Raw genomic sequence first — 25510 nt, 5'->3', positions numbered from 1 at the left:
CTCCGACCCACCACGGAGCCTTCGTCCCGGACCGACCGCCACGGGCCCGTGGCCGAAACCCGTGGGCCTAATAGTCTAACAGGCGGTCGTTCGACCGACACGTGAGTGAGGACCCAGAGCTGGGCGATGTTCTCGACATCCTCAGCGACGAGTACGCGCGCGACATCCTCACAGCGACGAGTATCAGACCAATGTCCGCACAACAGCTTGCCGACGAATGTGAGATGTCGAAACCGACGGTCTACCGCCGGGTGGAACGATTACGAGCGTACGGCCTCCTCGACGAACGGACCGAGATTCGGACCAGCAACAACCACTACAGCGTCTACACCGCCACGCTCTCGGAGGTGTCCATCGAACTGGACGCCGGGTCGTTCGAGGCGTCCCTGACGCGCACGGACGACGAGTCGTTCGCCGGCGAAGACGAGAGCGATACCGCCGACCGGTTCACGAGGATGTGGGAGGACCTCTGATGGCGCCCGTGACCGTCGTCGCCGACTGGGTCATCGTCGGACTCGCCTTCGGGTCGACCCTCGTCGGAAGCTACGTGGGCTATCAGGCGTACCGCGGCTACCGCCGCCACGACAGTCGAGCGATGCGGGCGCTCTCCGCGGGCCTGTTCCTCCTCACCACCGTCGCGTTCGGCATCGCCTTCGTCGGGTCGTTGCTCCTCCGCGAGGGCTACCTCGGACTGCAGTATCAGCAGTCGCTCACGCTCCTCACGCGACTGTTCCAGTTCCTCGGCGTCACGCTCATCGCCTACTCGCTCCACTCGCGCGGTTAGGCCGCCCGCGGACGTGGACCCGGTCTGTCTCGTTCTTCGCGTGCGCCCGCGACTCGTTCTCCCGAGAGAGATGCGACCCCCGTCGTCCGTGAGCGACTGCGCCGGAACCCGGTTCGACTCCCGAGACAGTGTCGAGTTCGGGACGTTCCCGATTTGCTATCGCGTCATGTCGTGTATGGCGGTGGAGATACGAACCTGCGGCCGCACGGACCGACATACCAAAGCATTACTTGCCGCGACCCAACCTCCAGTCATGGCCCTTCGCAAACCGCCGTTGCGCGAGGCTCACGCCGCACGTGACGCCAAGTTCACCGAGTTCGGCGGGTGGGACATGCCGGTCGAGTTCGACTCGATTCGGACAGAGCACACGGCCGTCCGCGAATCCGCCGGTATCTTCGACGTCTCCCACATGGGAGAGGTGGAGGTGTCCGGTCCGGACGCGACGACCCTGATGCAACGGCTCACCACGAACGACGTGACGCTCCTCGACCCGGGCGACTCGCAGTACGCGATGATCACCGACGCCGAGGGGACGATTCTGGACGACACCGTCGTCTACCGCCTCCCGGACGAGGAGGACAGACGGTATCTGTTCGTCCCGAACGCGGGTCACGACGAAGAGATGCACGCCCGGTGGACCGACCACCGCGACGAGTGGGCGTTGGACGCGCGCGTGGCGAACACCACCGAGGAGTGGGCGATGTTCGCCGTGCAGGGTCCCGACGCTCCCGACGCCGTCGCCGCGACGGCCGACGGCGTCGGGTCGCTCTCGAAGTTCGAGGCGGCGTACGCCGACGTCGTCGGCGTCCGGTCGTGGGTCGCCCGAACCGGTTACACCGGCGAGGACGGGTTCGAGATTCTCTGCCCCGCGGCCGACGCCGAGACGCTCTGGACCGCCTTCGTCGACGACCACGACTGCCAGCCGTGCGGGCTCGGCGCGCGGGACACCCTCCGGATGGAGATGGGCTTTCTGCTCTCCGGGCAGGACTTCGACCCCGAGTCGGAACCCCGGACCCCCTACGAGGCGGGCGTCGGCTTCGCCGTCAAACTCGACACCGAGTTCGTCGGCCGCGACGCCCTCGAAGCCGTCCGCGAGGAGGGCGTTTCCGAACGGTTCGTCGGCCTGAAACTGCTCGACCGAGGCGTGCCGCGCCACGGCTACGACGTCGTGGACGACGACGGGCACGTCGTCGGTCACGTGACCAGCGGAACGATGAGTCCGACGCTGAACGAACCCATCGCGCTCGGCTACGTTCCCGTCGAACACGCAGAGCCCGGAACCCGCCTCCGCGTCGCCGTCCGCGGCCAGGAGAAACGCGCGAAAGTCGTCAGCACACCCTTCCTAGAGTAACCATGTTCGAAGTACCCGAAGACCGCAAGTATCTGGAATCGCACGAGTACGCAACCACCGAGGGAGACACGGCAACCGTCGGCGTCACCGACTTCGCACAGGACGAACTGGGCGACGTCGTCTTCGTCGAACTCCCCGCCGAGGGCGACGAGGTGACGCAGGGCGAGGAGTTCGGCGTCGTCGAGTCCATCAAGGCCGTCTCGGACCTCTACTCGCCCGTCACGGGCACCGTCGTCGCGGTGAACGAGGAACTGTTCGACCGCCCCGAACTCGTCAACGAGGACCCGTACGGCGAGGGCTGGATGCTCGAAGTCGAAGTCGCCGACGAGGGAGCGTTCGACGAACTGCTCTCGCCGGAGGAGTACCGCGACCAGACCGAATGACACGCGGAAGCCCCTACGCCCCCCACACCGAGGCAGAGACGGCCGAGATGCTGGACGCCGTCGGCGTCGCCGACGAGGAGTCGCTGTTCGACATCCCCGCAGACGTCCAGTTCGACGGCGACTTCGGCATCGAAGCGCGTTCGGAACGCGACGTGCGAACCGAACTGCGCGCCACGTTCGCGAAGAACGAGCGCCTCACCGAGTTCCTCGGCCGCGGGCACCACAGTCACTACGTCCCGTCGCTGGTGGACGACCTCTCGCGCCGGTCGGAGTTTCTCACCTCCTACACGCAGTATCAGCCCGAGATAACGCAGGGCTTCCTGCAGGTCCTGTTCGAGTACCAGTCGATGCTGGTCGAACTCACCGGCCTCCCGGTGGCGAACTGCTCGATGTACGACGCCGCGACGGCGCTGGCCGAGGCGGCCCGACTGGCCGGCCGCGTCCGCCGCGTCTCCGGCACGCGGGTGCTCGTCCCCGAGATACTCCACGCGGGCAAGCGGAGCGTCCTCGACAACTACGTCGCCGGGACCGACCTCACCGTCGAGACGTACCCGATGGACGACGGCAACGTCGACACCGAGGCCCTCGCGGAACTGGCCGACGACGACGTGGCGATGGTGTACGCCGAGAACCCGACGGTTCGCGGCGCCGTCGAGGAGAACCTCGCCGCGGTCGGCGACGTCGCCGACGACGCGGGCGCGCTGTTCTGTCTCGGGACGGACACCGTCGCCCTCGCACTGCTGGAAGAACCCGCGAGCGTCGGCGCCGACGTGGTCGTCGGCGAGGCGGACGCCCTCGGGATGCCGACGGCCTACGGCATGGGTCTCGGCCTGTTCGCCACCCGCGAGGAGTTCCTCCGGCAGGTGCCGGGCCGCCTCGTCGGCGCGAGCGAGGACGCCGGCGGCAAGCGAGCCTACACCCTGACGCTGCAGACCCGCGAACAGCACATCCGAAAGGAGCGCGCCACGTCGAACATCTGTACGAATCAGGCGTGGGTCGCCCTCCGGACGGCGATGCACGTCGCGTACCTCGGCCCCGACGGACTGGTCGAGTTGGCCAAGCGGTGCGTCACCGACGCCGAGTCGCTGGCCGCGGACCTCTCGGACCTGCGCGGCGTGCGCGCGCCCGTCCACGACAGACACCACTTCCGCGAGTTCGTCGCCCGCACCGACCAACCGGCGAAGCCCATCGCCTCGGACCTCGAGAGCGAGGGGTTCGCCGTCCACGTCGTCGGCGAACACGAACTGCAGGTGTGTATCACCGACCTGAACGCCGGGAAGGCCGACGCGCTGGTCGCGGCGTTCGAGGAGGTGCTCTGAACCATGGACTACGACCAAGCACGCTACGCCCGCGAGGACGTGTACGAACCGCTCCTCGCGGAGAAGAACTCGACGCGCGTGGCCGTCGACGAGGAGGACTCGCCGCTCCCCGACGACCTGACGCGCGACTCGGTGGAACTGCCCGGACTGTCCGAACCCGAACTCGCCCGCCACTACACGCGCCTCTCGCAGATGAACTGGAGCGTCGAGAGCGGGCCGTACCCGCTGGGGTCGTGTACGATGAAGTACAACCCCTCGTTCACCGAGGACGCGGCCGCCGACCCGAACGCGGCGGTCCACCCCGACCGGTCGCCCGAGAGCGTGCAGGGGACGCTCGAACTCCTGTACGACCTGCAGGACTACCTCGGTCGTATCGGCGGGATGGACGCCGTGACGCTGCAACCGCCCGCCGGCGCCGCCGGCGAGTTCACGGGCATCCTCGTGGCGAAGGCCTACCACGAGTCTCGCGGCGACGACCGGAGCGAAGTCGTCGTCCCCGCCTCCGCGCACGGGACGAACTTCGCGTCGGCCGCGATGGCCGGCTACGACGTGGTCGAACTCCCCAGCGGTGACGACGGCCGCGTCGACATGGAGGCGCTGGACGCCGCCATCTCCGAGGACACGGCCGCGCTGATGCTGACGAACCCGAACACCGTCGGCCTCTTCGAACGCGACATCGTCGACATCGCCGAGATGGTCCACGACGCCGGCGGCCTGCTCTACTACGACGGCGCGAACCTCAACGCCCTCCTCGGCCGCGGCCGGCCGGGCGACATGGGCTTCGACATCATGCACTACAACGTGCACAAGACGTTCGCCACGCCGCACGGCGGCGGCGGCCCCGGCGCGGGTCCAGTGGGCGTCGTCGAGGAACTCGCCCCGTTCCTCCCGAGTCCGCGCGTCCGTCAACGGGGCGGCAACTACGAACTGTTCGACCCCGAGGAGTCCATCGGCAAGGTCCACGGCTACCGGGGCAACTGGTTCGTCCTCGTGAAGGCGTACGCCTACATCGCCCGCCTCGGCGACGAGGGCCTCGCGGACGCCTCCGCGAAGGCGGTGCTGAACGCCAACTACCTCGCCTCCCAGATGGAGTACGAGGTGCCGTACGAGCCGTTCCACCACGAGTTCGCCGCGACGGCGGGCGAGAGAGACGCCGCGGACGTGGCCAAGCGGATGCTCGACTACGGCGTCCACCCGCCGACGACGAAGTGGCCCGAGTTCGTCCCCGAGGCGATGCTCACCGAACCGACGGAGATAGAGAATCTGGACTCGCTGGACGACCTGGCGCACGCGTTCAACGCCGCGATGGCCGACTCCGACGAGGAGTTGGCGAACGCGCCCTCGCGGACCACCGCCCGGCGCATCGACCAGGTGAGCGCCGCGCGCGAACCGCGACTGTCGTGGCGGGCGCTCGAAGACGAGTCGTAACGCGTCGCGCTCTCGTCGCAGAACTGGTTCCGGCGGTATTTACGCGTCTGCGGTGCTGATGTCGCCGTTTATCCGGATGAAGCCGTAGCCGCAGTCGCTACACCGCCACTTCGTCTTCTTGCCGAGGTGTATCTCCATGTACGCCGTCTTCCAGAACTGCGAGCTATCGCACTCGGGGCAGTCGTACTCCATCTCCAGGCTCATACTGGTGCCTCTGCGTGGGCCGCAGTTGAAGATACTGGTTCCGCCCGGTCGGGAACGTACCGCTCGACCCGGGACGGGAGGTGTGGATGCCCCCGGAACCCGTTCCCGAGTCGTCACCGACGGACCGGCGAGCACGGCGGTGGTCGAACTCGTCGCGTCGGCGCGCGACGAGCGTCGGACCCGACCGCGAAGCGCCGACCGTTCGGCCGCCGAGGGAGTCGGGAGCGGTCGGCGTAGCGTTCCGAGGGAACCGAGCGACGGGCGGGTGCTCGCTCCGGCACACGTGTCGATATATCCCATGTCGCGATACGGAATGGGCGTCGCCGAGCGAACGACTCTCTCCGGACGCGCCGCACGCCCGAGCAAAACTATATTTCACCGTACAGAGAGTATCAGATAGATGGACAGTCGTGGGAGAGACGAGCGAGCGCTCTCGCCCGTGGTCGGCGTCGCCCTGATGGTCGTCATCGTGGTCGCCCTCGGCGTGCTCACCGGCGGGATGCTGCTGGGCTTTCAGACGCAGTTGAAGGACCCCGCCCCCGTCTTCGTCGCCGACGAGACCATCGAGGTCGACCTCCAGGGCAACGACACCGAACACACCCTGGAGTTCGTCCACCGGGGCGGACAGGCCGTGCCGGCCGGTCCGCTCTCCGTGAGACTCGGTGCCGGCGGGACGACACGGACTATCGACCTCGACAGCACGAGTGCGGCCTCCCTCGCGGACGGCGAGTGGTCCGCCGGCGAGCGACTCGACCTCGAACTCGACGAGTCCGCCGTCTGTCGCGCCGGGACGGACACCGCCGAGGTGACCCTCACCTACGAGCGCGAGGACTCCTCGTACACCCTCTCGGAGCGCCGCGTCTCCGTCGAACGCGGCCAGTTCGTCATCCGCGGCGACACCGTCGAGACCACCGCCGACTTCACCGCGAACGTGAAGTTCCTCGGGACGGGCTGGTCGAGCACGCGCTACGACGCGCCGGTGAACACCTCCGTCGGCGTGAACGGGAGCGAGGTGAAGGCGTGGGAGATGGTCGGGGACTCGAACACGACCATCGGGGCGTACGGCGTCTCGCGGCAGTCCGCGGGCACGTCCATCTCGGTCGAGGCGCGGGGCGGGACGGTCGAGGACGCTCGGTACGTCGGCCCGTCGGACGACTACGACTACAGCTTCGAGCAGTACGGCAGCACCTACTACGTCGACGTCACCGAGCACGAGTGGCGGACGACGAGCGCCGACGAGAACGACGAGTATCTGGTCGTGCTTCGGGACGGCGACTCGGTGCCGAACTTCGACGCCGACTCGGGCCAACAGGACGTCGCCACCTACGCGGAGTCGTTCGTCGAGAACGGGACGATTTCGCTGGACGACAATCAGGCCATCTACCTGTTCGACTTCAACCGACAGGGCCCCACCCACGAGACGGCGGACTACCAGGACGCCGTCGTCCTGGTCTCCTTCTTCATCCAGCGGACGGCCGCGCCGCAGGTCCACGAGGTGAGCGGGGGCGGGGAGGTCATCGTCTGTCCCGCGGAGACGCGCTCGGCGAGTCCGTAGCCGAACGGGTCGCGGCGACGCGCGAACGGGGCGGGCCCGACGGTACGCCGCCGCCGGAGCCGAACCGCCTCACCGCTGCGACTCGCGCAGGATGAGCGGTCCGATGGCGAGCGTCCGCTTGGCGACGGTGGCGATGCGGAGGATGTACGACGTGAAGAGCAGGAACGGGAGGAGCGTGACGGTGAACGCCGCGCCGACGACCCACGTCAGCACGGGCACGCCGAGGAACATCGCGCCGCCGAACGTCTCGCTGCCGACGAACCCGAGCATCCCGCCCGCGACGGCGAGTGCGGGGACGGCGACGTAGAGGATGTACTGCGAGAGGTCCACGAGCGCCCACTGGAAGTACAGCGTCTTGATGTGCTCGCGGGCGGGGCCGAACATCGCCAGCGCCGTGTTCAGGTCGTCCATCGCCCGTCGCTGGTCGTCGGTGAGCACGTCGTCGAACTCCGAAGTCATCCGGTCGAGCTGGTATATCTTCCACGAGTAGTTGAAGTTCAACGCCGCGAGGAGCACCTCGAACGTCCCGAACGACGCGCCCGACAGTTCGTCTTCGACCTCCTGTGCGTTGCCGTGGATGCTGTCGACGAACTCCGTCACCTGCGCCTCCAGTTCGTCGTCGTTCCCGGCGACGATTCTGTCGAGGACCTCCGACCGACGTTCGGTCTCTCTGACCAGTTCCTTGAGGAACGTCGAGGGGTCGGCGGGGACGACGGCGCCGAGGAGGTCCTGCGTGTACGTCCGGAAGTCCAGCGCGTCGCTCATCCGCTGGCGCTGGTCGCCCAGCGGGCCGTTCTCCTGCGAGAGGACGAGTTGGTTGATGGTGACGACGAGCGTCGTCCCGGTGACGAGGACGCTTATCATCGTCGAGAAGATGGTCTCGACGGTGTCGCCGGTCTGCGATTCGGCCATCAACGACGGCGAGAGGAGGACGCTGTACAGCATGAAGACGACGAAGATGAACGCCGCGAACGCCGCGGTCACGACGGCGCGGTTCGTGCGCAGCAACAGCCGTATCTTGAGACGGCTCTCGTCGGCCCGTCGGCGCATCGTGTTCTCGGTGCCGATGTCCTCTCCGGAGTCGTCACTCATCTCGGCTCGCCGTCTCGTCGGTTCGGGGTCGCTTCAGGAGGATGTACTTCGTGCCGCCGCCGACGTAGTCGAGGGTGTCGGCGAGTTCCCAGCCGTCGCGGCCGAGTTCGTTGAGTTCGGCCGTCGGGTCGGTCACCTCTTTCTTTGTCTCCTCGCGCGGCGGCCGCACCGCTCGATACTCCCACTCGGTGCCGTCGTCTGCGGTCACAGGCCTCGTTGTTCGCGCCGGGTGTAAGCGTGTTTGGGCCGTCTACGCTCGGAAATTCGGCGAGCGGCCACAAGATACAGCACCGCACCCGGTGAGGCACGGGACGGATGCGAGAACTTCACGTCGAGGCCCCGGCGGGTCGATGTGACGACGTCGAGTCGGCGCTCCGAGAACACGACGTCGAGTTCGTCACGGCGTCGCAGGACGACGGCTCGACGCTCTTCTTCTTCGCCCTCCCGACGGCCGCCGTCGCGCCCATCCTCGAAGCCCTGCGCGAGGCGGGTATCGACGAGGAGTCCTACACCGTCGTGACGAAGGCCGAGGCGGTCGAGACGGCGGGCTACGACGAACTCCGAGAGCGCTACGCGAACGCCGTCGGCAAGCTCTCGAAGGAGGAACTGCACGCCAAGATAAGCGAGCTTCAGTGGCCGTTCCAGATATACTACCTCGGGACGGTCCTGAGCGTCCTCGCGGCGGCCGCCGGCCTCCTCCTCGACCAGCCGGCGCTGATAATCGGGGCGATGATAATCGCGCCGCAGGCGAGTTCCGCCCTCGCCGCTCCCGCCGGCGCACTGTTGAGCGACTGGAGCCTGTTCGTCGGCAGTCTCAAAGAGCAGGTGCTGGGACTGGGCGTCGCCGTCGTCGGCGCGGCGATGTTCGGCTGGTTCGTCCGCTGGACGGGGTTCGTGCCGCCGTTGCTCTCGCTCCTGCAGGTCGAACTCGTCGGCGTCCGCCTCGCGCCGTCGTTCCTCTCGACGGTGGGCGCCGTCATCGCCGGCGTCGTCGGCGCGTTCGGGTACACGACCGAGCAGTCGACGGCGCTCATCGGCGTCATGATCGCCGCGGCGCTGATTCCGTCCGCGGCGACGGCCGGCCTCGCCGTCGCGTGGGGACTCCCCCTCCTCGTCGTCGGCGCACTCCTGTTGCTCCTCGTCAACCTCGTCGCCATCAACGGGGGGGCGTTCCTCACGCTGTTGGCGATGGGCTACGACCCCGACTGGCGCGAGGGCGACAGTTCGTTCCGCGACTCCATCTCCGAGAGCCGGAAGACGGCTGTGTACGTGACGCTCGCCGTCCTCTTCGTCACCGTCGTCGCCACCGGCTACCTGACGGGTGCGAACGTCCTGTTCACGCAGTCGGTCAACCAGGAGGTGCAGGCGACGCTCGACGACCCGGGGTACGCGAACCTCTCGCTGTCGACCGTGCAGGTGGAGTATCGCGGCCCCGTCGTCGGCGAGACGCCCTCGACGGTCACCGTCGGCGTGAGTCGGCCATCGAACCGCGAGTATCCGGACCTCGCGGGGCGGTTAGAGCGGCAGATAGAGGGGGCGACCGGTCGGAACGTGGAGACGACGGTGGCGTTCACGGAGTCGCGAACGTCGAACGCGACGGCGCCCTGAACTGCGGTCTCACGGCGTCCTGACCGGCTGTTCGTCGCGTCCTGACCGGCTGTTCGTCGCGTCCTGACCGGTTGTTCGTCGCGTCGTGGCCGGCGACTCACCGCGATTCGATGGCCGCTTCCGCGGCGCGCGCCAGCGCCGCGATTCCGTCGTCTATCTCCTCGGGAGACGCGTGACTGAACGAGAGCCGCAGGCTTCGCTCCCCGCGGCCGTCGGCGTAGAAGTGTTCGCCGGGGAGGTAGACGACGCCCTCCTCGCCCGCGCGGGTGAGCATCGCCGACGTGTCGACGCCCTCCGGGAGCGTCACCCAGACGAAGAAGCCGCCGTCGGGGTCGCTCCACTCGGCCTCCGGCGGCATGTAGGACTCCAGTCGGTCGAGCATCACGTCGCGCCGCCGTTCGTACGCCTCGCGGACCGCCGCGACGGTCCGGTCGTAGTGGCCGTCGCGGCAGTAGCGGGCGACGACGCCCTGCGTGAACCGGTTGGTTCCGCCGGCGTTCATCCGGTCTATCTGTTCTGCGACGTCGCCGTCGGCGACGACCCACCCGGTGCGGACGCCGGGCGCGATGGTCTTCGAGTACGTCCCGACGCGGACGACGCGGCCCGTCTCGTCGAGCGCCTTGAGCGGCGGCAGGGGGTCGCCGTCGTACCGGAGTTCGCCGTAGGCGTCGTCTTCGAGGACGACGAAGTCGTACTCCGCGGCGAGTTCGAGGAGTCGCTCCCGCCGGTCGAGGGGGAGCGTCACGCCCCTCGGGTTGTGGAACGTCGGAATCGTGTAGCACAGTTTCGGGAGCGGCCGCCCCTCGTCGCGCCGGGCGGCGAGTTCGTCGGCCATCGCCGACACGTCCAATCCGTCGGCGTCCATCGGGAGACCGGTCACGTCCGCGCCGTACCCCTCGAACAACCGGAGCGCCCCCATGAACGTCGGCGCCTCCACGAAGACGCCGTCGTCCGGTTCGAGGAACGTCCGGCAGACCACGTCGATGGCGTGCGTCGCGCCGTTCGTCAGCACGACCTGTTCGGGGTCGCAGTCGACGCCGCGCCGCGCAGCCTGTTCGGCGACGATGCCCGCGAGCGACTGGGCGTTCTCGCCGCCGGTGTACTGGAGGGCGACGTCGCCCTCCTCCGCGAACAGGTCCCGGGCGGCCGTCAGCAGTTCCTCGTTCGGGAACGAGTCGGGGTACGGGAACCCGAAGCTCAGCGACACGGCGTCGGGTGCCGAAATCGACCGCCACGCGCCGTATCCCTCCTCGCCCATCGTCTTCTGCACCGTCTCGGTGAACAAATGTTCGAGCATCTATCGGATATCGTGTCACCGCCGCACCTCTTGCATCCACCGGTGGGCGTGCGTCTTTCCGGATTCTCTCGGGCTCGCCGTCCGGGGGCGGCGAGGCGGCCGCCGAGCGTCCCGCGACTCAGACGACGCGGTTGGCCACCGACTCGCCGGCGGCGAGGCGGCGGCAGTTCTCGCGGACCAGCGCGGCGATACGGCTCGGGTACTCGTCCGTCGCGGCCGCCGCGTGCGGCGTGACGACGACGTTCTCCATCCCCCAGAGCGGCGACTCCTCGGGGAGCGGTTCCGTCTCGAACACGTCGAGTGCCGCGCCGGCGATAGACCCCGACTGGAGGGCGTCCACGAGTGCCGACTGGTCGGCGACGGGGCCGCGAGCGACGTTGACGAGGTAGGCGTCCTCGCGCATCGCCGCCAGTTCGGCCGCCCCGAACAGCCCCTCGGTCCGGTCGGTGAGGGGGACGGCGAGGACGACGAACCGGGCGTCGGCGACGGCTTCGCGCAGGTCCTCGGGGCCGTAGCGCCGGTCGACGTGTTCGACGGGCGTCGGCGTGCGGCGGACGCCGGCGACGGACATGCCCAGGGCGTCCGCGCGGCGGGCGACGCCCCGGCCGAGCGTTCCGAGGCCGACGACGCAGACGGACTCGCCGGCGAGCGTGAACGTCTCGTCCCACGCGGGCGGGTTCCACGCCCGGTCGGGTTGGTCCAGTCGGTAGCGGTGGAGGCCGCGGGCGAACCCGAGCATGTAGCCGACGACCATCTCGCCGACGGAGTCGCCGTGCAGGCCGGTGCTGTTGCTCAGCGAGATACCCCGTTCGCGGAGGGCGTCGAGGGGGAACTCGTCGTAGCCGGCCCGAATCACGTGAATCCAGTCGACGCCGGCGTCGAGGAACGAGGGGTCGTAGTCGAAGGTGACCAGACCGTCGAGGGCGGCGTCCGAAGTCAGCGTCTCGTCCGCGTCCGTGACCGTCGCGTCGGCCGCTTCGAGCGACGACCGGAGTACCGACGGCGGGAACAACCGCTCTACCGAGGGGTGGATACCGAGTCGTATCGTCATACCGACCGGTCGCTCCTCGGAGGCAAAAGCGATTGGTGAGGTGGCAATCCGCCGCACCGGCCGCGCGCCTAGTCGTCGGCCCGAAGCGTCTCCGTCTCGCGCGTCGCCGGATACCGGTCGCGGAGGCGGGCGAGTACGTCGTCGACGGTGTCGTTCTCGTAGGTCCAAAACCCCGTGAACTCCCGGTCGCCCGTCTCGACGGCGACGAGTGCGCGCGCGTCGACCGGCGAGCGGTCCGAGTCGAAGACGACGAACCACGACTCCAGAATCTCATCGGCGTCGGAGGTGTGTTCGACCAGTCCCGCGGGAGCGTCGGTGTCGCCCGCGCCGTAGACGTGGACTTCCACGTCCGCGTCGCGGAGTTTCTCGTAGATGTGCGTCTGCGATTCGAGCGTCGAGAGGCGCTGGAACCCGGCGTAGAGTTCGCCCTCGCCCACGCGGTGGGCGTAGCGCTCGATTTCGTGGGACGCGAGCAGCATCTGTCCGATGTCGTAACTCGTGAACGTCCGGTCGTCGACGTGTTCGAGAATCGCGGGACGCTCGACGGCCCCGAAGTCGTCCTCGAACATGCCCTCCCCGGCGACGTGTCGGTGGACGTCCTCGACGCTCGCGGCGGCGACGAACTCCTCGCCGTCGTGGAGGACGGCGAAGTTCCGCGGGAGCGACGCGTCGGTGACGCCCTCCCGCACCTCGACGCTCTGCGGTTCGAAGTAGGAGGCGATGCGGGCTCGTTTCTCGGGCGGTCCGTCGTAGTTTACAATCGAGAACGTCTGAGTCGTCGCTTCAACCCTCCCGACGAGAGTTTCGAGTGTGTCGGTCACGCAGTATTTCCCTCTTTCAGACTGGTAGGATGCTGGTAAAATAAGTCTGCCTTCCGAATACAGCTATTGATATTCGCACCGTCGCGGGCCCGAGCGGTTCAATCGTGGTCGTTGGTCTGCTTCTCGCCCTCGACGGCGGCCTCGAGGAGTTCCCGGCCGTACTCGGTGTTCGTCTCCAGTTCGGGCACCGGCGTCGGGTCGCCGTCCTCGTCCACGGCGACGTAGACGAAGTACGACTCGGTGGTGAGTTCCGTGTCACCCGTGAGGGGGTCCTCGCGGAAGACGCGGAGACGGACCTTCACGCTGGTCCGGCCGGCGGCGTAGACGTACGACTCGATGAGGGCGGCGTCGCCGCGCGGAATCGGCTGGTGGAAGTTCACGCTCTCCATCCGGGCGGTGACGCACGTCTGCCCGGCGAACCGCATCGCCGACATCGCGCCCACCTCGTCCATCCACTTCATCACGTTGCCCCCGTGGGCCATGTCGTAGTTGTTCGTGTCGTTCGGGTTGACGAGGGTGCGGTTCTCGATGTACGTCTCCTCGATGTCTATCATGCTCGGGCGTACTCGGACCCCGGAATTAACGCTTCTGTCGTCCGGCCGCGTCCGTGCGAGTCGTTCGTGACAGTCTCGAACGGCGTTCGAACCGCGCTTCGAGAATCAATTCTGATACTAGGAGAGGAATCACTTAGGTGGGGCGTCGTCTGGACCCGGTATGAACGCGAGCAGGGCGGGTCGGCGGTCGTCGCAGGGGTGGGGGAGGCCGTGACGCGGCGCGCATCGGCGTCGTTCGTCGCCGCCGCACTCGTAGTTTCGGCGGTCGCGGGGGCGGCGGGACCGGGTCTCGCGGCGGCGGCAACCGGCACGCAGTCGAACTTCTCGGTCACGAACCCGACGGGGCAAGACCTGAACGTCTCGTTCGAGTCGACGGACCAGTTGAGTTCCTTCGACGTCGTCGTCTACCGGGGCGACTCCTCGGAAACCGTCCTCGACCGGAGCGCATTCACGGAGACGAGCATCTCGGGCGGCTACCGCTACCAGTACACGTACACGACGCAGGACGAGGGGCGGTACCGCGCCGAACTCGTGGGCGAGTCACTCCAGGACGACGCGTTCGTCGACGTCACCGAACCGTCCGTGACGAACGTGCAGGTGAGCGACGACACCGACGGCGACGGCATCGTGGCGTCGGGCGACACCGTCCGCGTCAGCGCGGACGTGACCGACGCGACGACGCAGGTGGACGGCGTCGAAGTCGACGCCTCGGCGTTCGGCGTCGGCCCCAACGTGTCGCTCTCGCCCGGCGGCGGCGACACGTACACGGGGACGTTCGATGTCGACGCCACCGTCCCGGCCGACGGCCCGCAGAGCGTCACCGTCGCCGCGTCGGACAACCAGAGCAACACCAACGTCACGGCCACGCCGACGCTCCGCCTCGACACGACGGCCCCGGTGTACGCGACGACGACGCTCGACGCCGGCGGCGACGGCACCGTCGACGCCGGCGAACAGGTCACGGTCGAGGTGGACGTGACGGACGCGACGACGGCCGTGCAGTCGGTGACGGCCGACCTCTCGGCGTTCGGGGCGGGCGGTTCGGAACCGCTGACGAACGCGTCCGGGTCGAGCGTCTACGACGCCACGGTCACCGTCGCCGAGGGCGGGACGACGGACGGCGACTACCCCGTCACCGTCACCGCGCGCGACGGCGCGGCGAACGAGAACCAGACGGGCGTGGGGACGCTGACGCTCAACACCGACCCGAACGTGACGGCGTTCGACGCCGACAACTCCTCGGGGCGGTCCGTCGGACTCTCCTTCGACAGCGACGAATCGCTCGGCGACATCGTCGTGAGCGTCTCGGGCGCGCAGTCGGCGTCGGTGACGGAGGCGAACTTCACCGAGTCCGGGAGCGGCCCGTACTCGTACGCCGGGACGTACGACGCGCCGACGGACGGCACGTACACGTTCGCGCTCACGACGGCGAACGACTCGACCGACAAGAACGGCGCGGGCGGCGAGTCCGAGACGGTGGTCGTGGACACGACGGCCCCGAGCCTCGGCCCCGTCTCGCTGACGGACGGCGACGGCGACGGCGACGTGACCGACGGCGACTCGATAACCGTCGAGGCCGACGTGACGGACGCGACGACGGCCGTGCAGTCGGTGACGGCCGACCTCTCGGCGTTCGACGCCGGCAGCGTCTCGCTCTCGACGACCGACGGGACGACGTGGAACGCGACGACCACCGTCGGCGCGTCGCCGACGGAGGGCGACCGACTGGCGTCCCTGACGGCGACCGACGACGAGGGGAACGAGGTGTCGGCGGACACGGGGACGCTCGCCGTCGACACCAGCGGACCAGCCGTCTCCTCGCCGACGCTCCGGAACGGAAGCGGCGGCGTGAGCGTCGTCCGGGACGGCGACACCGTCGTCGTCTCCGCGACGGTGACGGACGCGACGGGCGTCGCCTCGGTGACGGCGGACGCCTCCGCGTTCGGCGTCGGCACGGAGACGCTCACGCTCGACGGCGGCGACACGTACACGGCGTCGTTCGAGGTGAACGGCACCACCGCCGCCGGCGACGGCAACTACAGCCTCACCGTCGAGACGACCGACGACCTCGGGAACGCGAACGCGGCGACGACCAACGAGTTGACGCAGGACGTGAACCCGCCGACGCTCTCCGGCGGGAGTCTCACCGGCGCGGACGGCGACGGCGTCGTCGCCGACGGGGAGACGGTGACCGTCGAACTCACCGTGACCGACGCGACGACGGTCGACTCGGTCACCGCGAACGCGACGGCACTCGGCGGCGGGTCGGCCGTCGACCTCTCGCGGGTCGGCGGGACGGACGCGTACGACGGGACGTTCGCCGTCGACGCGGCGGGCGTCGCCGACGGCGTCCACGCCGTCGACGTGCGGGCGACGGACAGTCAGGGGAAGGCGGCCGAGACGACGGTCGGCACGCTCACGCTGGACACCGTCGCGCCGACCGCCGCGGGCCTCGCCGTCACCGACGACGACGGCGACGGCTTCCTCGCCGACGGGGACTCGCTCACCGTCGCCGTCTCCCCCGACGGCACCGGCAGCGACGTTCGGAGCGTGGACGCCGACCTCTCGGCGTTCGGCGCGGGCAGCGTCGCCCTCGCGGACGTCGACGCCGACGGCACGTGGGACGCGACGGTGACCGTGGACGCGGCGAACGCCGACGCCGACGGCGCGCACGGCGGGTCCGTCACCGTCGCCGACGAGGCGGGCCAGACGAACACGACGGCGACGGGAGCGCTGACGCTCGACACGGCGAACCCGTCGCTCTCGAACCTCGCCGTCACCGACGACGCTGACGGCGACGGCGTCGTCGCCGACGGGGAGGCCGTGACGGTGTCCGTGACCGCGACGGACGCGACGGCCGGCGTGACCGCGGTGACGGCGGACCTCTCGGCGTTCGGCGCGGGGACCGTCGCCCTCGCCGACGACGGCGGCGACTGGTCGAAGACGGTGACGGTGGACGAATCGAACGCGGGCGCGGACGGCGACTACGCGGTCACCGTCGACGCGACGGACGACGCAGACAACGTCGGCAGCGACACGTCGTCGTCGCTGACGCTGGATACGACCGGGCCGGCCGTCTCGGGGGCGACGCTGACCGACGCGACGGGCGACGGCGTCCTCACGGACGGCGAGAACGTCACCGTCGAGGCGACGGCGACGGACGCCAACGGCGTGGCCGCGGTGACGGCGGACCTCTCGGCCGTCGGCGCGGGCACGGTGACGCTGACCGACCGCGGCGGCGGCGTCTGGAACGCGACGGCCGAGGTGGACGCGTCGAACGCGGGGTCGGACGGCGGCGTCGCGGCGACGGTGGAGGCGGCCGACGACCGGGGGACGACCGGCAGTGCGACGACGGGGTCGCTGACGCTGGACACGGCCGGGCCGTCCGTCTCGGGCGTGACGTTCACCGACGCCACCGACGGCGACGGCGTCGTCGCGCCGGGCGACCAGATAGACGTGGCGGCGACGGTGAGCGACCCCGCGGGCGTGGATTCCGTCAGCGTCGACGGGAGCGCGTTCGGCGCGGGAACGGCCGTCTCGCTGGCGGACGGCGACTCCGACGGCACGTACACGGCCACGCTGACGGTGGACTTCGACGCGGCGGCCGACGACGGCGACCGGTCGGTGCCGGTCACGGCGACGGACGCCGTCGCGAACGAGCGAACCGTCCAGACGGGGACGCTGACGCTGGACACGCCGCCGACCGTCTCGAACTTCTCCGTGACGGTCGGGTCCGACTCGTCGCTGGACGTCTCCTTCGACGCCTCGGAGACGCTGACCGACGTGAACGTCTCGCTGACCGGTGCCGCGAACGCGACGCTGGACGAGACGGACTTCTCGGTGACGGGGACGACGTACGAGACGTCGCGGACGGTCGGCGCGAACGGCACCGTGACGGTGACGCTCGACCGACTCGCGGACGCGAACGGGAACGACGGCGCGTCCGGGCAGGCGGCGACCGTCTCCGTGAACGCGACCGGTGAGAGCGACGACGGCGGCGGCGGTGGCGGGCGTCGCGTCGTCGTCGTCCCCGCACCGGACCCCGACCCCGAACCGGCGGCGGAGACGAACGACTCCGAACCGACGGCGAACGTCTCCGTCGAAGCGGCCGACGGGGGACGCGTCTCGGTCAGCGTGGACTCGGCGCGGCCCTCGTCGCTGGTGGACCTCCCGGTGAACGCGACGAGCGAGTCGACGAACGTCGGCCTCGACACCCTCTCGCTCGCCGCGCGTAACGGGACGTACTCGGTGGGCGTGACCGTCCGCGACGCGCCGAACGAGAGCGCCGCGGGCGACGAAGCCACGGCGGCGAACGCGACGACGAAGGCGACGACGGCGAACGTGACGCCGCCGAACGACCGGACGGTCGGCTACCTCGACGTCTCCCACACCGTCTCGGACCACGACATCGACTACGCGGTGTTCCGGTTCACGGTGAGCGAGAGCCGACTCCGCGAGCGGAACGTCTCGCCGGACGAGGTGGCCCTCTACCGCTACCACGACGGCGCGTGGACGGAACTGAACGCCATCCTCGTGGACGAACGCGGCGACCGGTACGTCTACAACGCGGACACGCCCGGACTCTCGACGTTCGCCGTCGCCCCCGCGTCGGGCGGCCGCGTCGCGGTGACGGGCGCGAGCGTCGACCGGGCGCGCCTCCGGACCGACGAGACGGCCACGGTGTCCGCCGAGGTGGCCAACGACGGCACCCGGGCGGCGACGGGGTACGTCACCCTCCGTCGGGGGAACGTGACGGTGGAGACGCGGCGGGTGACGCTCGGCGCGGGAGACCGGGCGACGGAGGCGTTCGCGGTCCAGTTCGACGCGCGCGGGACGTACGAACTCCGCGTCGACAACGTGACGGCGGGCACCGTCGAGGTGGTGGAACCGACGCCGACGCCGACTGCCACGGCGACCCGGACTGCGACGCCAACCGCGACGCCGACGGCCACCGCGACTCGGACCGAGACGGGAACCGGCGTCCCCGGGTTCGACCCCGTCGCGGCCGTCGTGAGCCTCCTCGTCGTCGGGATGCTCGCGCGCCGGCGGTCGTAGCGGCCGGGAGGCGGGTCGACCGGTCCGCGGCCGGCGGCGGCCGCCAGCGACTCACCGCCCGCGGGCGTCCGCCCGGCGGCCGCCGACTGCCGCCCACGCCGACTGCCGCCGGCCAAATCTCTTTGCGCGCGGAGTCCGAAGGGAGTCCATGAGCATCACGCTGTACGCTCTGGACGGCTGTCCGTACTGCGAGACGGTCCACGACGCGCTGGCGGACGCGGGCGTCGAGTACGAGACCGAGTGGGTCGAGGCGCTCCACTCCCAGCGGGACGAAGTCAAGCGCGTGAGCGGTCAGCGCGCCGTCCCGGTCCTCGTGGACGAGGACCGCGGCGTGACGATGGGCGAGTCGGAGAACATCGTCCGGTACGTCGAGCGGACCCTCGCATGAAGATATACACCGGGCGCGGCGACGAGGGGATGACCGACCTGCAGGACATGTCGCGGGTGTCGAAGACGAGTCCCCGCATCGAAGCGTACGGGACTGTCGACGAGGCGAACGCCCTCGTGGGGAGCGTCCGACCGACCGGGTACGACGACGTGGACGAGAAACTCGAACGCATCCAGAACCACCTCCACGTCGTGCAGGCGGACTTCGCGAACCCGGACCCCGACGGCGACGACCCGGTCGTCACGGGCGAACACGTCGCGGAACTGGAGTCGTTCATCGACGAGGCCGAGGAGGAACTCGACCCGCTCACGTCGTTCGTCCTCCCCGGTGGCGGGGACGCGGGGGCGAAACTCCACCACGCGCGGGCGGTGTCGCGCCGCGCCGAACGCCGCGCCGTCGCACTCGCGGCCGACCAACCGGTGAACGAGCAGGCGATTCGGTACCTCAACCGCCTCTCGGACGCCCTGTTCGTGTTCGCGCGACTGGTGAACAAACGCGACGGCGTCCCCGAGGAGTCGCCGACGTACTGACCCCACTGCCGTCTGTGGATTCGGCGGACGGACGACCGGCGAGACGCTTCTCGAGGGTTCGGAACGAGAATTGTGTGGACCGACTGTGTGTGATGCCCACGGTCGGCCACGAGGGATAGACGCTCGATGGACGCCGTCACGACCGGCGTCGCACCAGTTTTAGGCACGCCTAACAAATACTAAAACGCTTCGGTTTTAGGCTCGGCTAAAACGGGTGCGTGACGGGGTCGCACAATCCTTTTATTCGTTGCTCGTGTAGGGACAGATATGAACAGACACTTCGAAGACGCGTGGTACTACCTCCGACGGGCGGGAGAACACCTCGCGGTCGGACTGCGAGAGGAGGCCGAACCGGTCGAACGACGCGTTCGAAAGGCGCTCGGACGCGAACGCGAAGCGGAACCGGAACCGACCGGCCGCGAGCGCATCGAGTCCGAACTTCGGACCGTCCCGCGTCGCGCCGGACGCGGCGGGAAGAAGGCGATTCGGAAGGCCCAGGGGCGCATCCAGCGCTACCGCGGCGGCGCGAGCGAGTGAGACCGAAGAAGAACGCTTAAGTCTCACCCGCGGAAAGTGATTTTTGCCTGGGTTGGTGGTCTAGCCAGGTTATGACGGCTCCTTCACACGGAGCAGGCCGGCGGTTCGAATCCGCCCCAACCCACTTCTACCGAGCACTCCACCGCGAGAGACCGCTGTGTCTCTCGCACTCGTGCGAGGGTGTGTGGTGGCCGGGGATTCGAGCCCAGAGGACGAGCGAAGCGACGTCCTCGCGGTTCGAATCCGCCCCAACCCACTCCCTTATCGCGATTACGTCCCGAGCGGTTCCCCCGCCTCACCCCCGTTATGTCAGATTCAATAGAGTTGATCTCGGAATCGCCCGTGCCTACGAATCAGCGTGGTCCGGGTGCCGTCTCACGCCGACTGGCGCGTAGCAGGAGGACGCCGAGGCCGACGAACCAGACGATCTGCGTGAGACCGAAGATGCCACCACCGACCTCGCCGAGTGCCGGGATGGCCGAGAGGATGCCCGCCGTGCCGACCACGAGACCGAAGTAGTTCAGCACCCGGTGCAGTGCCCGCGTCCGGAGCGCGGCCACGCTCACGAGGAGTGTCCAGATGCCGCCGACGATTTCGTTTCCACCGCCTAACCCGTCGATAACCGGACTGACCGCTAGCCAGACCGTCGTTGCTTGGGTCGGGTCCGTGCCGTACAGATCTACGACGACGCCCGTGGCGATGTTGGCGACCATCCCACTGGCGATGACGAGCCCGGCCCAAATCAGCCCGAACGCGGTCGTCGCCCCCATCAGCATCGGTGCGTCGGTCTTGAGGCGCGCGTGGAGTGACAAGACGAGCGCTACCAGAACGACGCCGAAGACCACGTAGATGAGTAGGTACATCGCGTACAGACTCGTCTGGTTCGCCACGAACAGTTCGATCTGCTGGAGCGGCGCGGTAACGTTCGCAAAGTCAAGGACGACGAGGAAGTACGCGATGCCGGCCACGTAGATCGCCGCCTCGGTTAGCGCTGCCAGACCACCGACCCGCAGGTAGTTCCACCGACTCACACCGGCCGGCCGCTCAATACTCTCGACTGCTTGGTTGGTAGACGATGCCACTTTATATCACTTATATTACAATAGCTGTCTGAGAAGATAACCGTGTCGACTCCGCTCCCATCCGTCAGTCGGACTATCGTCGTTCCCGTGCGAGCGGTGCAGAACGCGTTCGTCGTCGTCTTCGACGCTCGGCAAGGGGACAGTCACAGTAGACTGGGGCGCGACTGGGCAGCGGACTACGTGAGCGGGTTTCGACCGAGTACTGTTGCAATCCCAGCGAGCGCACTCAGGAGGGGGCGCTGGAGCCACCACGGGATCCCTGCGAGACGCACGTCCGCTCGGTGGTGAGAGAGCACCGCCGCCACCGCAAACAGGCCCGGGCGTCCCCCCGCACCGGCCTCGTAGAGCGCTCGAATCGCGGCTTCGAACTCGCCGGGCGGGCGGAGCGTCGTCCGAACGACGAGCGTGTCGGTGCCGCCGTTTCGGATGCTGTGGGCCTCTCCGGGTGCGATAGTCAGCGACTCGCCGGGGAGCAGTGTGTGGGATTCACCGCGAACGGTCACGTCGGCCCGGCCCGCCGTGACCTCCGAGCGTGTCTCCGCCCGCGGGTGAAGACGGGCGGGCCCGCTGTCTGTTCCCGGCGGGAGAGCACCGTCCATCAGCAGGTACACCCCCTGTTCGTCGGTACCCCGTTCGAGGAACGTGATACGTGCCCCCGTCGACGGGTCCTCGATAGTGTTCGGGTACCTAACTAAATCGTTGTCCGTAGAATCATCTGATACCGTCGACTGATACTCGTCCGAAAGTCGGTCCATCCGATCCAGTAGTGCTCCAGCGGTACTAACTACTCCGTACGTTCTGTCCGCTGGCAGGACGTTGCCTTCTCTCTGTGCCCTCGCCCCGTCGAGTTCGCCGGGTTCGGGGCCGTCTTGGTCGGCGCGTCGGTCCACTGTGGGAGACAACAGAAGCCGGTTAGGAGGTGGGTCGAAACGAATCGCGACGTACTGGAGAGAAAGCCGAACGGGTTCTTCCAAGTCTCCGGTGCGTCCGGGGCGAAGAACGACGCGGGACTCGCGGAGGCGGCGGGATATGTAGACGAGTTCGTCGACGCCACGAACTGGCGACCCGACAGAATCGCCCTCTTCAGCGGCGCGCTACGCTTCTCAGAGTACGGGTTTCTCGAGGAGCGCTGCTGAAATTCATCGTGAGGAATCAGGAATTCGAGACGGACGACTTGGGGGACGCCGAACTCACCGACTGGGAATCGGTCGTGTCGTTCGCCGGTGAGTTCGCCGTGTTCGTCGAGGAACGACTGAGCGAGGCGGTCGAAGCAGACTGAGGACCGACCGACAGCAGAGACCGATCGGCCTTCACGGACTGGCACTAGACGGCCACTTCGGTCGAGAACAACTGAACGGGGAGGCGAATCGAAGCGCGACAGCTCTCGGGAGGGACAAATGACGTACCACCAACCGATCGGGCTGGCATCGCACGTGACCGTGAGCGGTCACCCAACGGTAGTCGGAAAGAACTCGAGGTAGGCAGCCGGTGCACGGCCGGTCCCCACCAGGCCGTACGACCGGCGAGCGCCCGAGTCGTGAGACCCCTCGACGACTCAGACACACCCTGCGAAAGGGGATGGGAAGGGGGAATGCAGGGTACCAGTACGTATCGAGTTCGTTCTGAAAAACCTATTTATTCGTCGCTGGGAAGTCGCGTCTCGGTTAGCCGCTCGATTACCGGCGGCTTCGACGCGCCCGCCGACCTAAAGCCCCGACTTACTCTCGGTATAGAGTAAATAGTTTATACCGACCGGTCAGTGAGTTGAAACGCCTGGGTGGGCCCCGGGTAGATCATGCACGACACGAACTACGGAGTGATCGTGGCCGCGGTAGTCGCAGTCGTGGGGGTCACCGTCACGACTCTCTCCGAACGCCGAGCGTCGACGAGTGCGGATTCGCCGACCGGTCAGTATCGACCGACGACCAGAGCGGAGAACGACACGCTGTTGCCACCCTCGCGGTAGTCGGCTCTCGGACGGAACTGGCAGCGTAATTCGTCGATTCCTCACCCGCGATTTTGCGTTCTCCCGGTCGTCCGTCGGGCGCGACGGTGCGCGGACTGCGGGTCACGGTCACGTTCCCGACGGCCGGGAGGCTTACGCCCGTCGCGTCAGTCGGGTCGTTCTGGAGGCGTCGTCGGTTGGTCGAAACCGTAGGGGTCCGTTTCGGCGTCGACGACGGCGTCTCCCGACGAACGACGGAGGGTCGGCAGACGGACCCGCGTCGACCGCCGCCGAGTATCAGAGCTGCGAGTCACTTCTTCGCCGGGCGGTCGCGGTGCCTCTAGACGCGGTTCGGACCGCGAAGGCGCCTCTGTAACCGGCACGCCACCCACGGCCCTCGTTATCGAACGGTAGAATCGGACCGAACAGTTATGAGACGGAAGGAGAATCTATCGCTCGTGATACCAACCTCGACGAGACGACGACTGCCCGCCGCCGCGCGGGGACACACGGAGGCGGCCCGTGAGTGAGTCGTTGACTTCCGAGGAGGCGCAAGCGATCGTCGACCGGTCCGCGGAGTTCTGCGTCGCCGTCCACACGGGTAACCGCGTGGACCTCGTCGCGCGGAACGAGTACGGCCAACTGACGGTCGACACGTACGTCGACGCGGTGGGCGAACGCCGCCTGCTCCCCATCACCGAGTCGCGGTTCGCCGACCTGGTCGTTCGGTACGAGGCGAGACGGGAACCGGTGGAAGACAGTCCGTTCGCGGCCGAGGAGGAGGACCTGACGGTGGGCGCGGACGACGCGTAGCGACGACGGGTCGGTTCGCCAGACCGACCGCGAGGCGGGGGGTCGACCGCGACGAGTCCACGGAACGGCCGCCGCGCGGGCGTCGGGGGGTCGCGGCGGGTCGCCGAACGGCCGCCCGGCCACATCGTGCGATTCTTCCGTGCGACCCCGGAATCGGAGCTATGGGCTTCGGAAGCTACGACGAATCCGAGCAGGAACGGCAGCAATCGAACGACGACGAGGACGAGTCCGAGGGCGTCGCCGCCCACGAACACGAACACGAGGGGACGGTCACCGTCGAGAGCGACGTCTCGACGGACGCCCTCATCGACCGACTCGGCGAGATGAAGGACGAGGAGTAGCCCGACTCGCGGTTCTGTTCGGCGCTCCCTCCGGCCGGGGACCGGAGACGGCGGCCGACCGCCGGTAGCGAGGCCGCCGCCGACCCCCGTGTGGAGGGGAAGCATATATCAGATTTCGAAACGTACCGCGAGAGCGTGGAGTCTCGACACCGCGTCGTCGTCGGCGACGCACGGCAGATGAGCACCGTGGCCGACGACGCCGTCGAACTCGTCGTCACCTCGCCCCCGTACCCGATGGTGGAGATGTGGGACGACCTGTTCTCGGACCTCGCGGCGGGCGTCGAACCCGCCCTCCGCGACGGCGACGGCGACGCGGCGTTCGAGGCGATGCACGGCGTCCTCGACGAGGTGTGGGCCGAAGTCGAACGCGTCCTCGTGCCGGGCGGCATCGCCTGCATCAACGTCGGGGACGCCACGCGCTCCGTCGGTGACAGTTTCCGAGTCTACCCGAACCACGCCCGCGTGACCGACGCCTTCTGCGAACTCGGCTTCGAACCCCTCCCGGACGTGCTCTGGCGCAAACCGACCAACAGCGCCGCGAAGTTCATGGGAAGCGGGATGATACCGCCGAACGCCTACGTGACGCTCGAACACGAGTACGTGCTGGTGTTCCGCAACGGCACCGACTCGCGGTCGTTCGCGCCCGGCGAGGCGCGCCGCTACGAGTCGGCGTACTTCTGGGAGGAGCGAAACGCGTGGTTCACCGACGTGTGGACCGAGGTGACCGGCACCGCGCAAGCCGTCGACGCGGAAACGCGCGCGTCGTCCGGTGTGCCGGCGGAACCGGTCGAGGACGGGGCCGCGCGCGTCACCGACGCACCGGACGGCGGCGTCACGGACGACACCACGGGCGGCGAAACCACGGACGACGCCGCGAACGGCACCGGGAACGACGACGCCGTCGTCGGGACCATCGACGCCGACCGGCGGGACGAACTCCGCGACCGGACGGCGGCGTTCCCGTTCGAGATTCCGTACCGGCTGGTGAACATGTACTCGGTGTACGGCGACACGGTGTTGGACCCCTTCTTCGGTACCGGAACCACGTCGCTGGCCGCGATGGTCGCCGGGCGCGACTCCGTCGGCTACGAACTCGAAGACGCCTTCGTGGAGGCGTTCGACGCCCGCGCGGCGGGCGCGCCGACGCTCTCGCGCGAGGTGGTCGAGGCGCGACTGGACGCCCACCGCGCGTTCGTCGAGGACCGCCGCGCGTCGGGCGACTCCCTCGGGTACGACGCCGAACACTACGACTTCCCGGTCGTGACGAAGCAGGAACGGGAACTCCTGTTCCGCGTCGTCTCGGAGGTCCGACGCGAGGGCGACGAGTGGGTCGCCACGCACGAGACGGTGTAGTCGGTCCGCCGGTCCGGCC

General features: G+C 68.5%; 26 protein-coding genes and 1 tRNA gene. 18 read left to right on the top strand and 9 right to left on the bottom strand.

Going from position 1 to position 25510, the window contains the following annotated elements; genetic code table 11:
• Positions 1 to 101 precede the first annotated feature (101 nt).
• The 6 genes from BM310_RS11650 to gcvPB all read left to right on the top strand — a co-directional run bounded on the left by BM310_RS11650 (position 102) and on the right by gcvPB (position 5265).
• Complete coding sequence (locus BM310_RS11650) at positions 102 to 473, top strand: ArsR/SmtB family transcription factor (RefSeq protein WP_089807883.1); 372 nt, start codon at positions 102 to 104, stop codon at positions 471 to 473.
• Complete coding sequence (locus tag BM310_RS11645; RefSeq protein ID WP_089807881.1) at positions 473 to 784, top strand: DUF7521 family protein; 312 nt, start codon at positions 473 to 475, stop codon at positions 782 to 784. The genes BM310_RS11650 and BM310_RS11645 overlap by 1 nt, the downstream gene beginning before the upstream one ends.
• A gap of 253 nt (positions 785 to 1037) precedes the next feature.
• On the top strand, positions 1038 to 2135 hold the full coding sequence (gene gcvT / locus BM310_RS11640; protein WP_089807880.1) for a glycine cleavage system aminomethyltransferase GcvT: 1098 nt from the start codon (positions 1038 to 1040) through the stop codon (positions 2133 to 2135).
• Between the two features lie 2 nt (positions 2136 to 2137).
• Positions 2138 to 2518 (top strand): glycine cleavage system protein GcvH, encoded by a 381-nt coding sequence (gene gcvH, locus BM310_RS11635; RefSeq protein ID WP_089807878.1) that lies wholly within the window; start codon positions 2138 to 2140, stop codon positions 2516 to 2518.
• Entirely contained in the window at positions 2515 to 3837 is a 1323-nt protein-coding gene (gene gcvPA, locus BM310_RS11630) for an aminomethyl-transferring glycine dehydrogenase subunit GcvPA (RefSeq protein ID WP_089807877.1), read from the top strand. The genes gcvH and gcvPA overlap by 4 nt, the downstream gene beginning before the upstream one ends.
• A 3-nt stretch (positions 3838 to 3840) precedes the next feature.
• Positions 3841 to 5265 (top strand): aminomethyl-transferring glycine dehydrogenase subunit GcvPB, encoded by a 1425-nt coding sequence (gcvPB, locus tag BM310_RS11625; RefSeq protein ID WP_089807875.1) that lies wholly within the window; start codon positions 3841 to 3843, stop codon positions 5263 to 5265.
• 39 nt (positions 5266 to 5304) lie between these two features.
• Here the strand turns inward: gcvPB and BM310_RS21400 are convergent, their stop codons facing one another.
• Positions 5305 to 5469: a DUF7838 family putative zinc beta-ribbon protein gene (locus BM310_RS21400; protein ID WP_177232600.1), complete on the bottom strand. Its 165-nt coding sequence runs from the start codon at positions 5467 to 5469 to the stop codon at positions 5305 to 5307.
• A gap of 400 nt (positions 5470 to 5869) precedes the next feature.
• Here BM310_RS21400 and BM310_RS11620 point away from each other — a divergent pair, with 400 nt between their 5' ends.
• Positions 5870 to 7024 (top strand): type IV pilin, encoded by a 1155-nt coding sequence (locus BM310_RS11620; RefSeq protein WP_089807873.1) that lies wholly within the window; start codon positions 5870 to 5872, stop codon positions 7022 to 7024.
• Between the two features lie 69 nt (positions 7025 to 7093).
• On the opposite strand, the gene BM310_RS11615 is transcribed toward BM310_RS11620, so the two are convergent.
• Both BM310_RS11615 and BM310_RS11610 read right to left on the bottom strand, forming a co-directional pair.
• A complete protein-coding gene (locus tag BM310_RS11615) occupies positions 7094 to 8116 on the bottom strand; it encodes a hypothetical protein (RefSeq protein ID WP_089807871.1) in 1023 nt (340 codons plus the stop codon).
• Entirely contained in the window at positions 8109 to 8324 is a 216-nt protein-coding gene (locus tag BM310_RS11610) for a hypothetical protein (protein WP_089807869.1), read from the bottom strand. The genes BM310_RS11615 and BM310_RS11610 overlap by 8 nt, the downstream gene beginning before the upstream one ends.
• Positions 8325 to 8431: 107 nt before the next feature.
• Between BM310_RS11610 and BM310_RS11605 the strand changes: the two genes are divergently transcribed.
• A complete protein-coding gene (locus BM310_RS11605) occupies positions 8432 to 9724 on the top strand; it encodes a DUF389 domain-containing protein (protein WP_089807867.1) in 1293 nt (430 codons plus the stop codon).
• 97 nt (positions 9725 to 9821) lie between these two features.
• Here the strand turns inward: BM310_RS11605 and BM310_RS11600 are convergent, their stop codons facing one another.
• The 4 genes from BM310_RS11600 to BM310_RS11585 all read right to left on the bottom strand — a co-directional run bounded on the left by BM310_RS11600 (position 9822) and on the right by BM310_RS11585 (position 13447).
• On the bottom strand, positions 9822 to 11021 hold the full coding sequence (locus tag BM310_RS11600; RefSeq protein ID WP_089807865.1) for an aminotransferase-like domain-containing protein: 1200 nt from the start codon (positions 11019 to 11021) through the stop codon (positions 9822 to 9824).
• Between the two features lie 118 nt (positions 11022 to 11139).
• Positions 11140 to 12072, bottom strand: a complete 933-nt coding sequence (gene ddh / locus BM310_RS11595; protein ID WP_089807863.1) for a D-2-hydroxyacid dehydrogenase — start codon at positions 12070 to 12072, stop codon at positions 11140 to 11142.
• Between the two features lie 68 nt (positions 12073 to 12140).
• Positions 12141 to 12893: a DICT sensory domain-containing protein gene (locus BM310_RS11590; RefSeq protein WP_089807861.1), complete on the bottom strand. Its 753-nt coding sequence runs from the start codon at positions 12891 to 12893 to the stop codon at positions 12141 to 12143.
• 98 nt (positions 12894 to 12991) lie between these two features.
• On the bottom strand, positions 12992 to 13447 hold the full coding sequence (locus BM310_RS11585; protein WP_089807859.1) for an acyl-CoA thioesterase: 456 nt from the start codon (positions 13445 to 13447) through the stop codon (positions 12992 to 12994).
• Between the two features lie 66 nt (positions 13448 to 13513).
• Here BM310_RS11585 and BM310_RS11580 point away from each other — a divergent pair, with 66 nt between their 5' ends.
• The 5 genes from BM310_RS11580 (at position 13514) to BM310_RS11560 (ending at position 20081) form a co-directional block, all read left to right on the top strand.
• The gene (locus BM310_RS11580) at positions 13514 to 18502 is read left to right on the top strand and encodes a PGF-pre-PGF domain-containing protein (protein WP_245778482.1); all 4989 of its coding nucleotides are present in this window, start codon (positions 13514 to 13516) and stop codon (positions 18500 to 18502) included.
• Between the two features lie 148 nt (positions 18503 to 18650).
• Positions 18651 to 18890, top strand: coding sequence for a glutaredoxin family protein (locus tag BM310_RS11575; protein ID WP_089807857.1), 240 nt, complete (start codon positions 18651 to 18653; stop codon positions 18888 to 18890).
• Positions 18887 to 19420 (top strand): cob(I)yrinic acid a,c-diamide adenosyltransferase, encoded by a 534-nt coding sequence (locus BM310_RS11570; protein WP_089807855.1) that lies wholly within the window; start codon positions 18887 to 18889, stop codon positions 19418 to 19420. The genes BM310_RS11575 and BM310_RS11570 overlap by 4 nt, the downstream gene beginning before the upstream one ends.
• Before the next feature lie 267 nt (positions 19421 to 19687).
• Positions 19688 to 19957, top strand: a complete 270-nt coding sequence (locus tag BM310_RS11565; RefSeq protein ID WP_089807853.1) for a DUF7553 family protein — start codon at positions 19688 to 19690, stop codon at positions 19955 to 19957.
• A 49-nt stretch (positions 19958 to 20006) separates the two neighbouring features.
• Positions 20007 to 20081, top strand: a tRNA-Val gene (locus BM310_RS11560).
• Between the two features lie 229 nt (positions 20082 to 20310).
• Here BM310_RS11560 and BM310_RS11555 read toward each other — a convergent pair.
• Positions 20311 to 20988, bottom strand: coding sequence for a DUF4386 family protein (locus tag BM310_RS11555; protein ID WP_089807851.1), 678 nt, complete (start codon positions 20986 to 20988; stop codon positions 20311 to 20313).
• A gap of 227 nt (positions 20989 to 21215) precedes the next feature.
• Positions 21216 to 21929: a cupin domain-containing protein gene (locus BM310_RS11550; RefSeq protein WP_143105153.1), complete on the bottom strand. Its 714-nt coding sequence runs from the start codon at positions 21927 to 21929 to the stop codon at positions 21216 to 21218.
• Between BM310_RS11550 and BM310_RS11545 the strand changes: the two genes are divergently transcribed.
• The 5 genes from BM310_RS11545 (at position 21909) to BM310_RS11530 (ending at position 25491) form a co-directional block, all read left to right on the top strand.
• Positions 21909 to 22175 carry a flavodoxin domain-containing protein gene (locus BM310_RS11545; RefSeq protein WP_177232599.1) on the top strand — a complete coding sequence of 89 codons (267 nt, stop codon included), beginning with the start codon at positions 21909 to 21911 and terminating at the stop codon, positions 22173 to 22175. The genes BM310_RS11550 and BM310_RS11545 overlap by 21 nt on opposite strands.
• An 8-nt stretch (positions 22176 to 22183) precedes the next feature.
• Complete coding sequence (locus BM310_RS21850) at positions 22184 to 22318, top strand: NADPH-dependent FMN reductase family protein (protein ID WP_281246523.1); 135 nt, start codon at positions 22184 to 22186, stop codon at positions 22316 to 22318.
• A 1188-nt stretch (positions 22319 to 23506) separates the two neighbouring features.
• Entirely contained in the window at positions 23507 to 23797 is a 291-nt protein-coding gene (locus BM310_RS11540) for a hypothetical protein (protein ID WP_089807845.1), read from the top strand.
• 161 nt (positions 23798 to 23958) lie between these two features.
• Positions 23959 to 24138: a DUF5786 family protein gene (locus BM310_RS11535; protein ID WP_089807844.1), complete on the top strand. Its 180-nt coding sequence runs from the start codon at positions 23959 to 23961 to the stop codon at positions 24136 to 24138.
• Between the two features lie 135 nt (positions 24139 to 24273).
• Positions 24274 to 25491 carry a DNA-methyltransferase gene (locus BM310_RS11530; RefSeq protein WP_089807841.1) on the top strand — a complete coding sequence of 406 codons (1218 nt, stop codon included), beginning with the start codon at positions 24274 to 24276 and terminating at the stop codon, positions 25489 to 25491.
• Positions 25492 to 25510: the final 19 nt, after the last annotated feature.

It is taken from the genome of Halogeometricum rufum (assembly GCF_900112175.1).
In the GTDB taxonomy this organism is placed as follows: domain Archaea; phylum Halobacteriota; class Halobacteria; order Halobacteriales; family Haloferacaceae; genus Halogeometricum; species Halogeometricum rufum.
Note: the sequence above shows the minus strand (reverse complement) of the source record. Positions and strands in the feature narration are given on the sequence as shown.

Excerpts from the sequence above, each read along its gene's own strand:
- BM310_RS11645 (WP_089807881.1), top strand. The coding sequence starts at position 473 with ATGGCGCCCGTGACCGTCGTCGCCGACTGGGTCATCGTCGGACTCGCC.
- gcvT (WP_089807880.1), top strand. The coding sequence starts at position 1,038 with ATGGCCCTTCGCAAACCGCCGTTGCGCGAGGCTCACGCCGCACGTGAC.
- gcvH (WP_089807878.1), top strand. The coding sequence starts at position 2,138 with ATGTTCGAAGTACCCGAAGACCGCAAGTATCTGGAATCGCACGAGTAC.
- gcvPA (WP_089807877.1), top strand. The coding sequence starts at position 2,515 with ATGACACGCGGAAGCCCCTACGCCCCCCACACCGAGGCAGAGACGGCC.
- gcvPB (WP_089807875.1), top strand. The coding sequence starts at position 3,841 with ATGGACTACGACCAAGCACGCTACGCCCGCGAGGACGTGTACGAACCG.
- BM310_RS21400 (WP_177232600.1), bottom strand. The coding sequence starts at position 5,469 with ATGAGCCTGGAGATGGAGTACGACTGCCCCGAGTGCGATAGCTCGCAG.
- BM310_RS11620 (WP_089807873.1), top strand. The coding sequence starts at position 5,870 with ATGGACAGTCGTGGGAGAGACGAGCGAGCGCTCTCGCCCGTGGTCGGC.
- BM310_RS11615 (WP_089807871.1), bottom strand. The coding sequence starts at position 8,116 with ATGAGTGACGACTCCGGAGAGGACATCGGCACCGAGAACACGATGCGC.
- BM310_RS11605 (WP_089807867.1), top strand. The coding sequence starts at position 8,432 with ATGCGAGAACTTCACGTCGAGGCCCCGGCGGGTCGATGTGACGACGTC.
- BM310_RS11600 (WP_089807865.1), bottom strand. The coding sequence starts at position 11,021 with ATGCTCGAACATTTGTTCACCGAGACGGTGCAGAAGACGATGGGCGAG.
- ddh (WP_089807863.1), bottom strand. The coding sequence starts at position 12,072 with ATGACGATACGACTCGGTATCCACCCCTCGGTAGAGCGGTTGTTCCCG.
- BM310_RS11585 (WP_089807859.1), bottom strand. The coding sequence starts at position 13,447 with ATGATAGACATCGAGGAGACGTACATCGAGAACCGCACCCTCGTCAAC.
- BM310_RS11575 (WP_089807857.1), top strand. The coding sequence starts at position 18,651 with ATGAGCATCACGCTGTACGCTCTGGACGGCTGTCCGTACTGCGAGACG.
- BM310_RS11570 (WP_089807855.1), top strand. The coding sequence starts at position 18,887 with ATGAAGATATACACCGGGCGCGGCGACGAGGGGATGACCGACCTGCAG.
- BM310_RS11565 (WP_089807853.1), top strand. The coding sequence starts at position 19,688 with ATGAACAGACACTTCGAAGACGCGTGGTACTACCTCCGACGGGCGGGA.
- BM310_RS11535 (WP_089807844.1), top strand. The coding sequence starts at position 23,959 with ATGGGCTTCGGAAGCTACGACGAATCCGAGCAGGAACGGCAGCAATCG.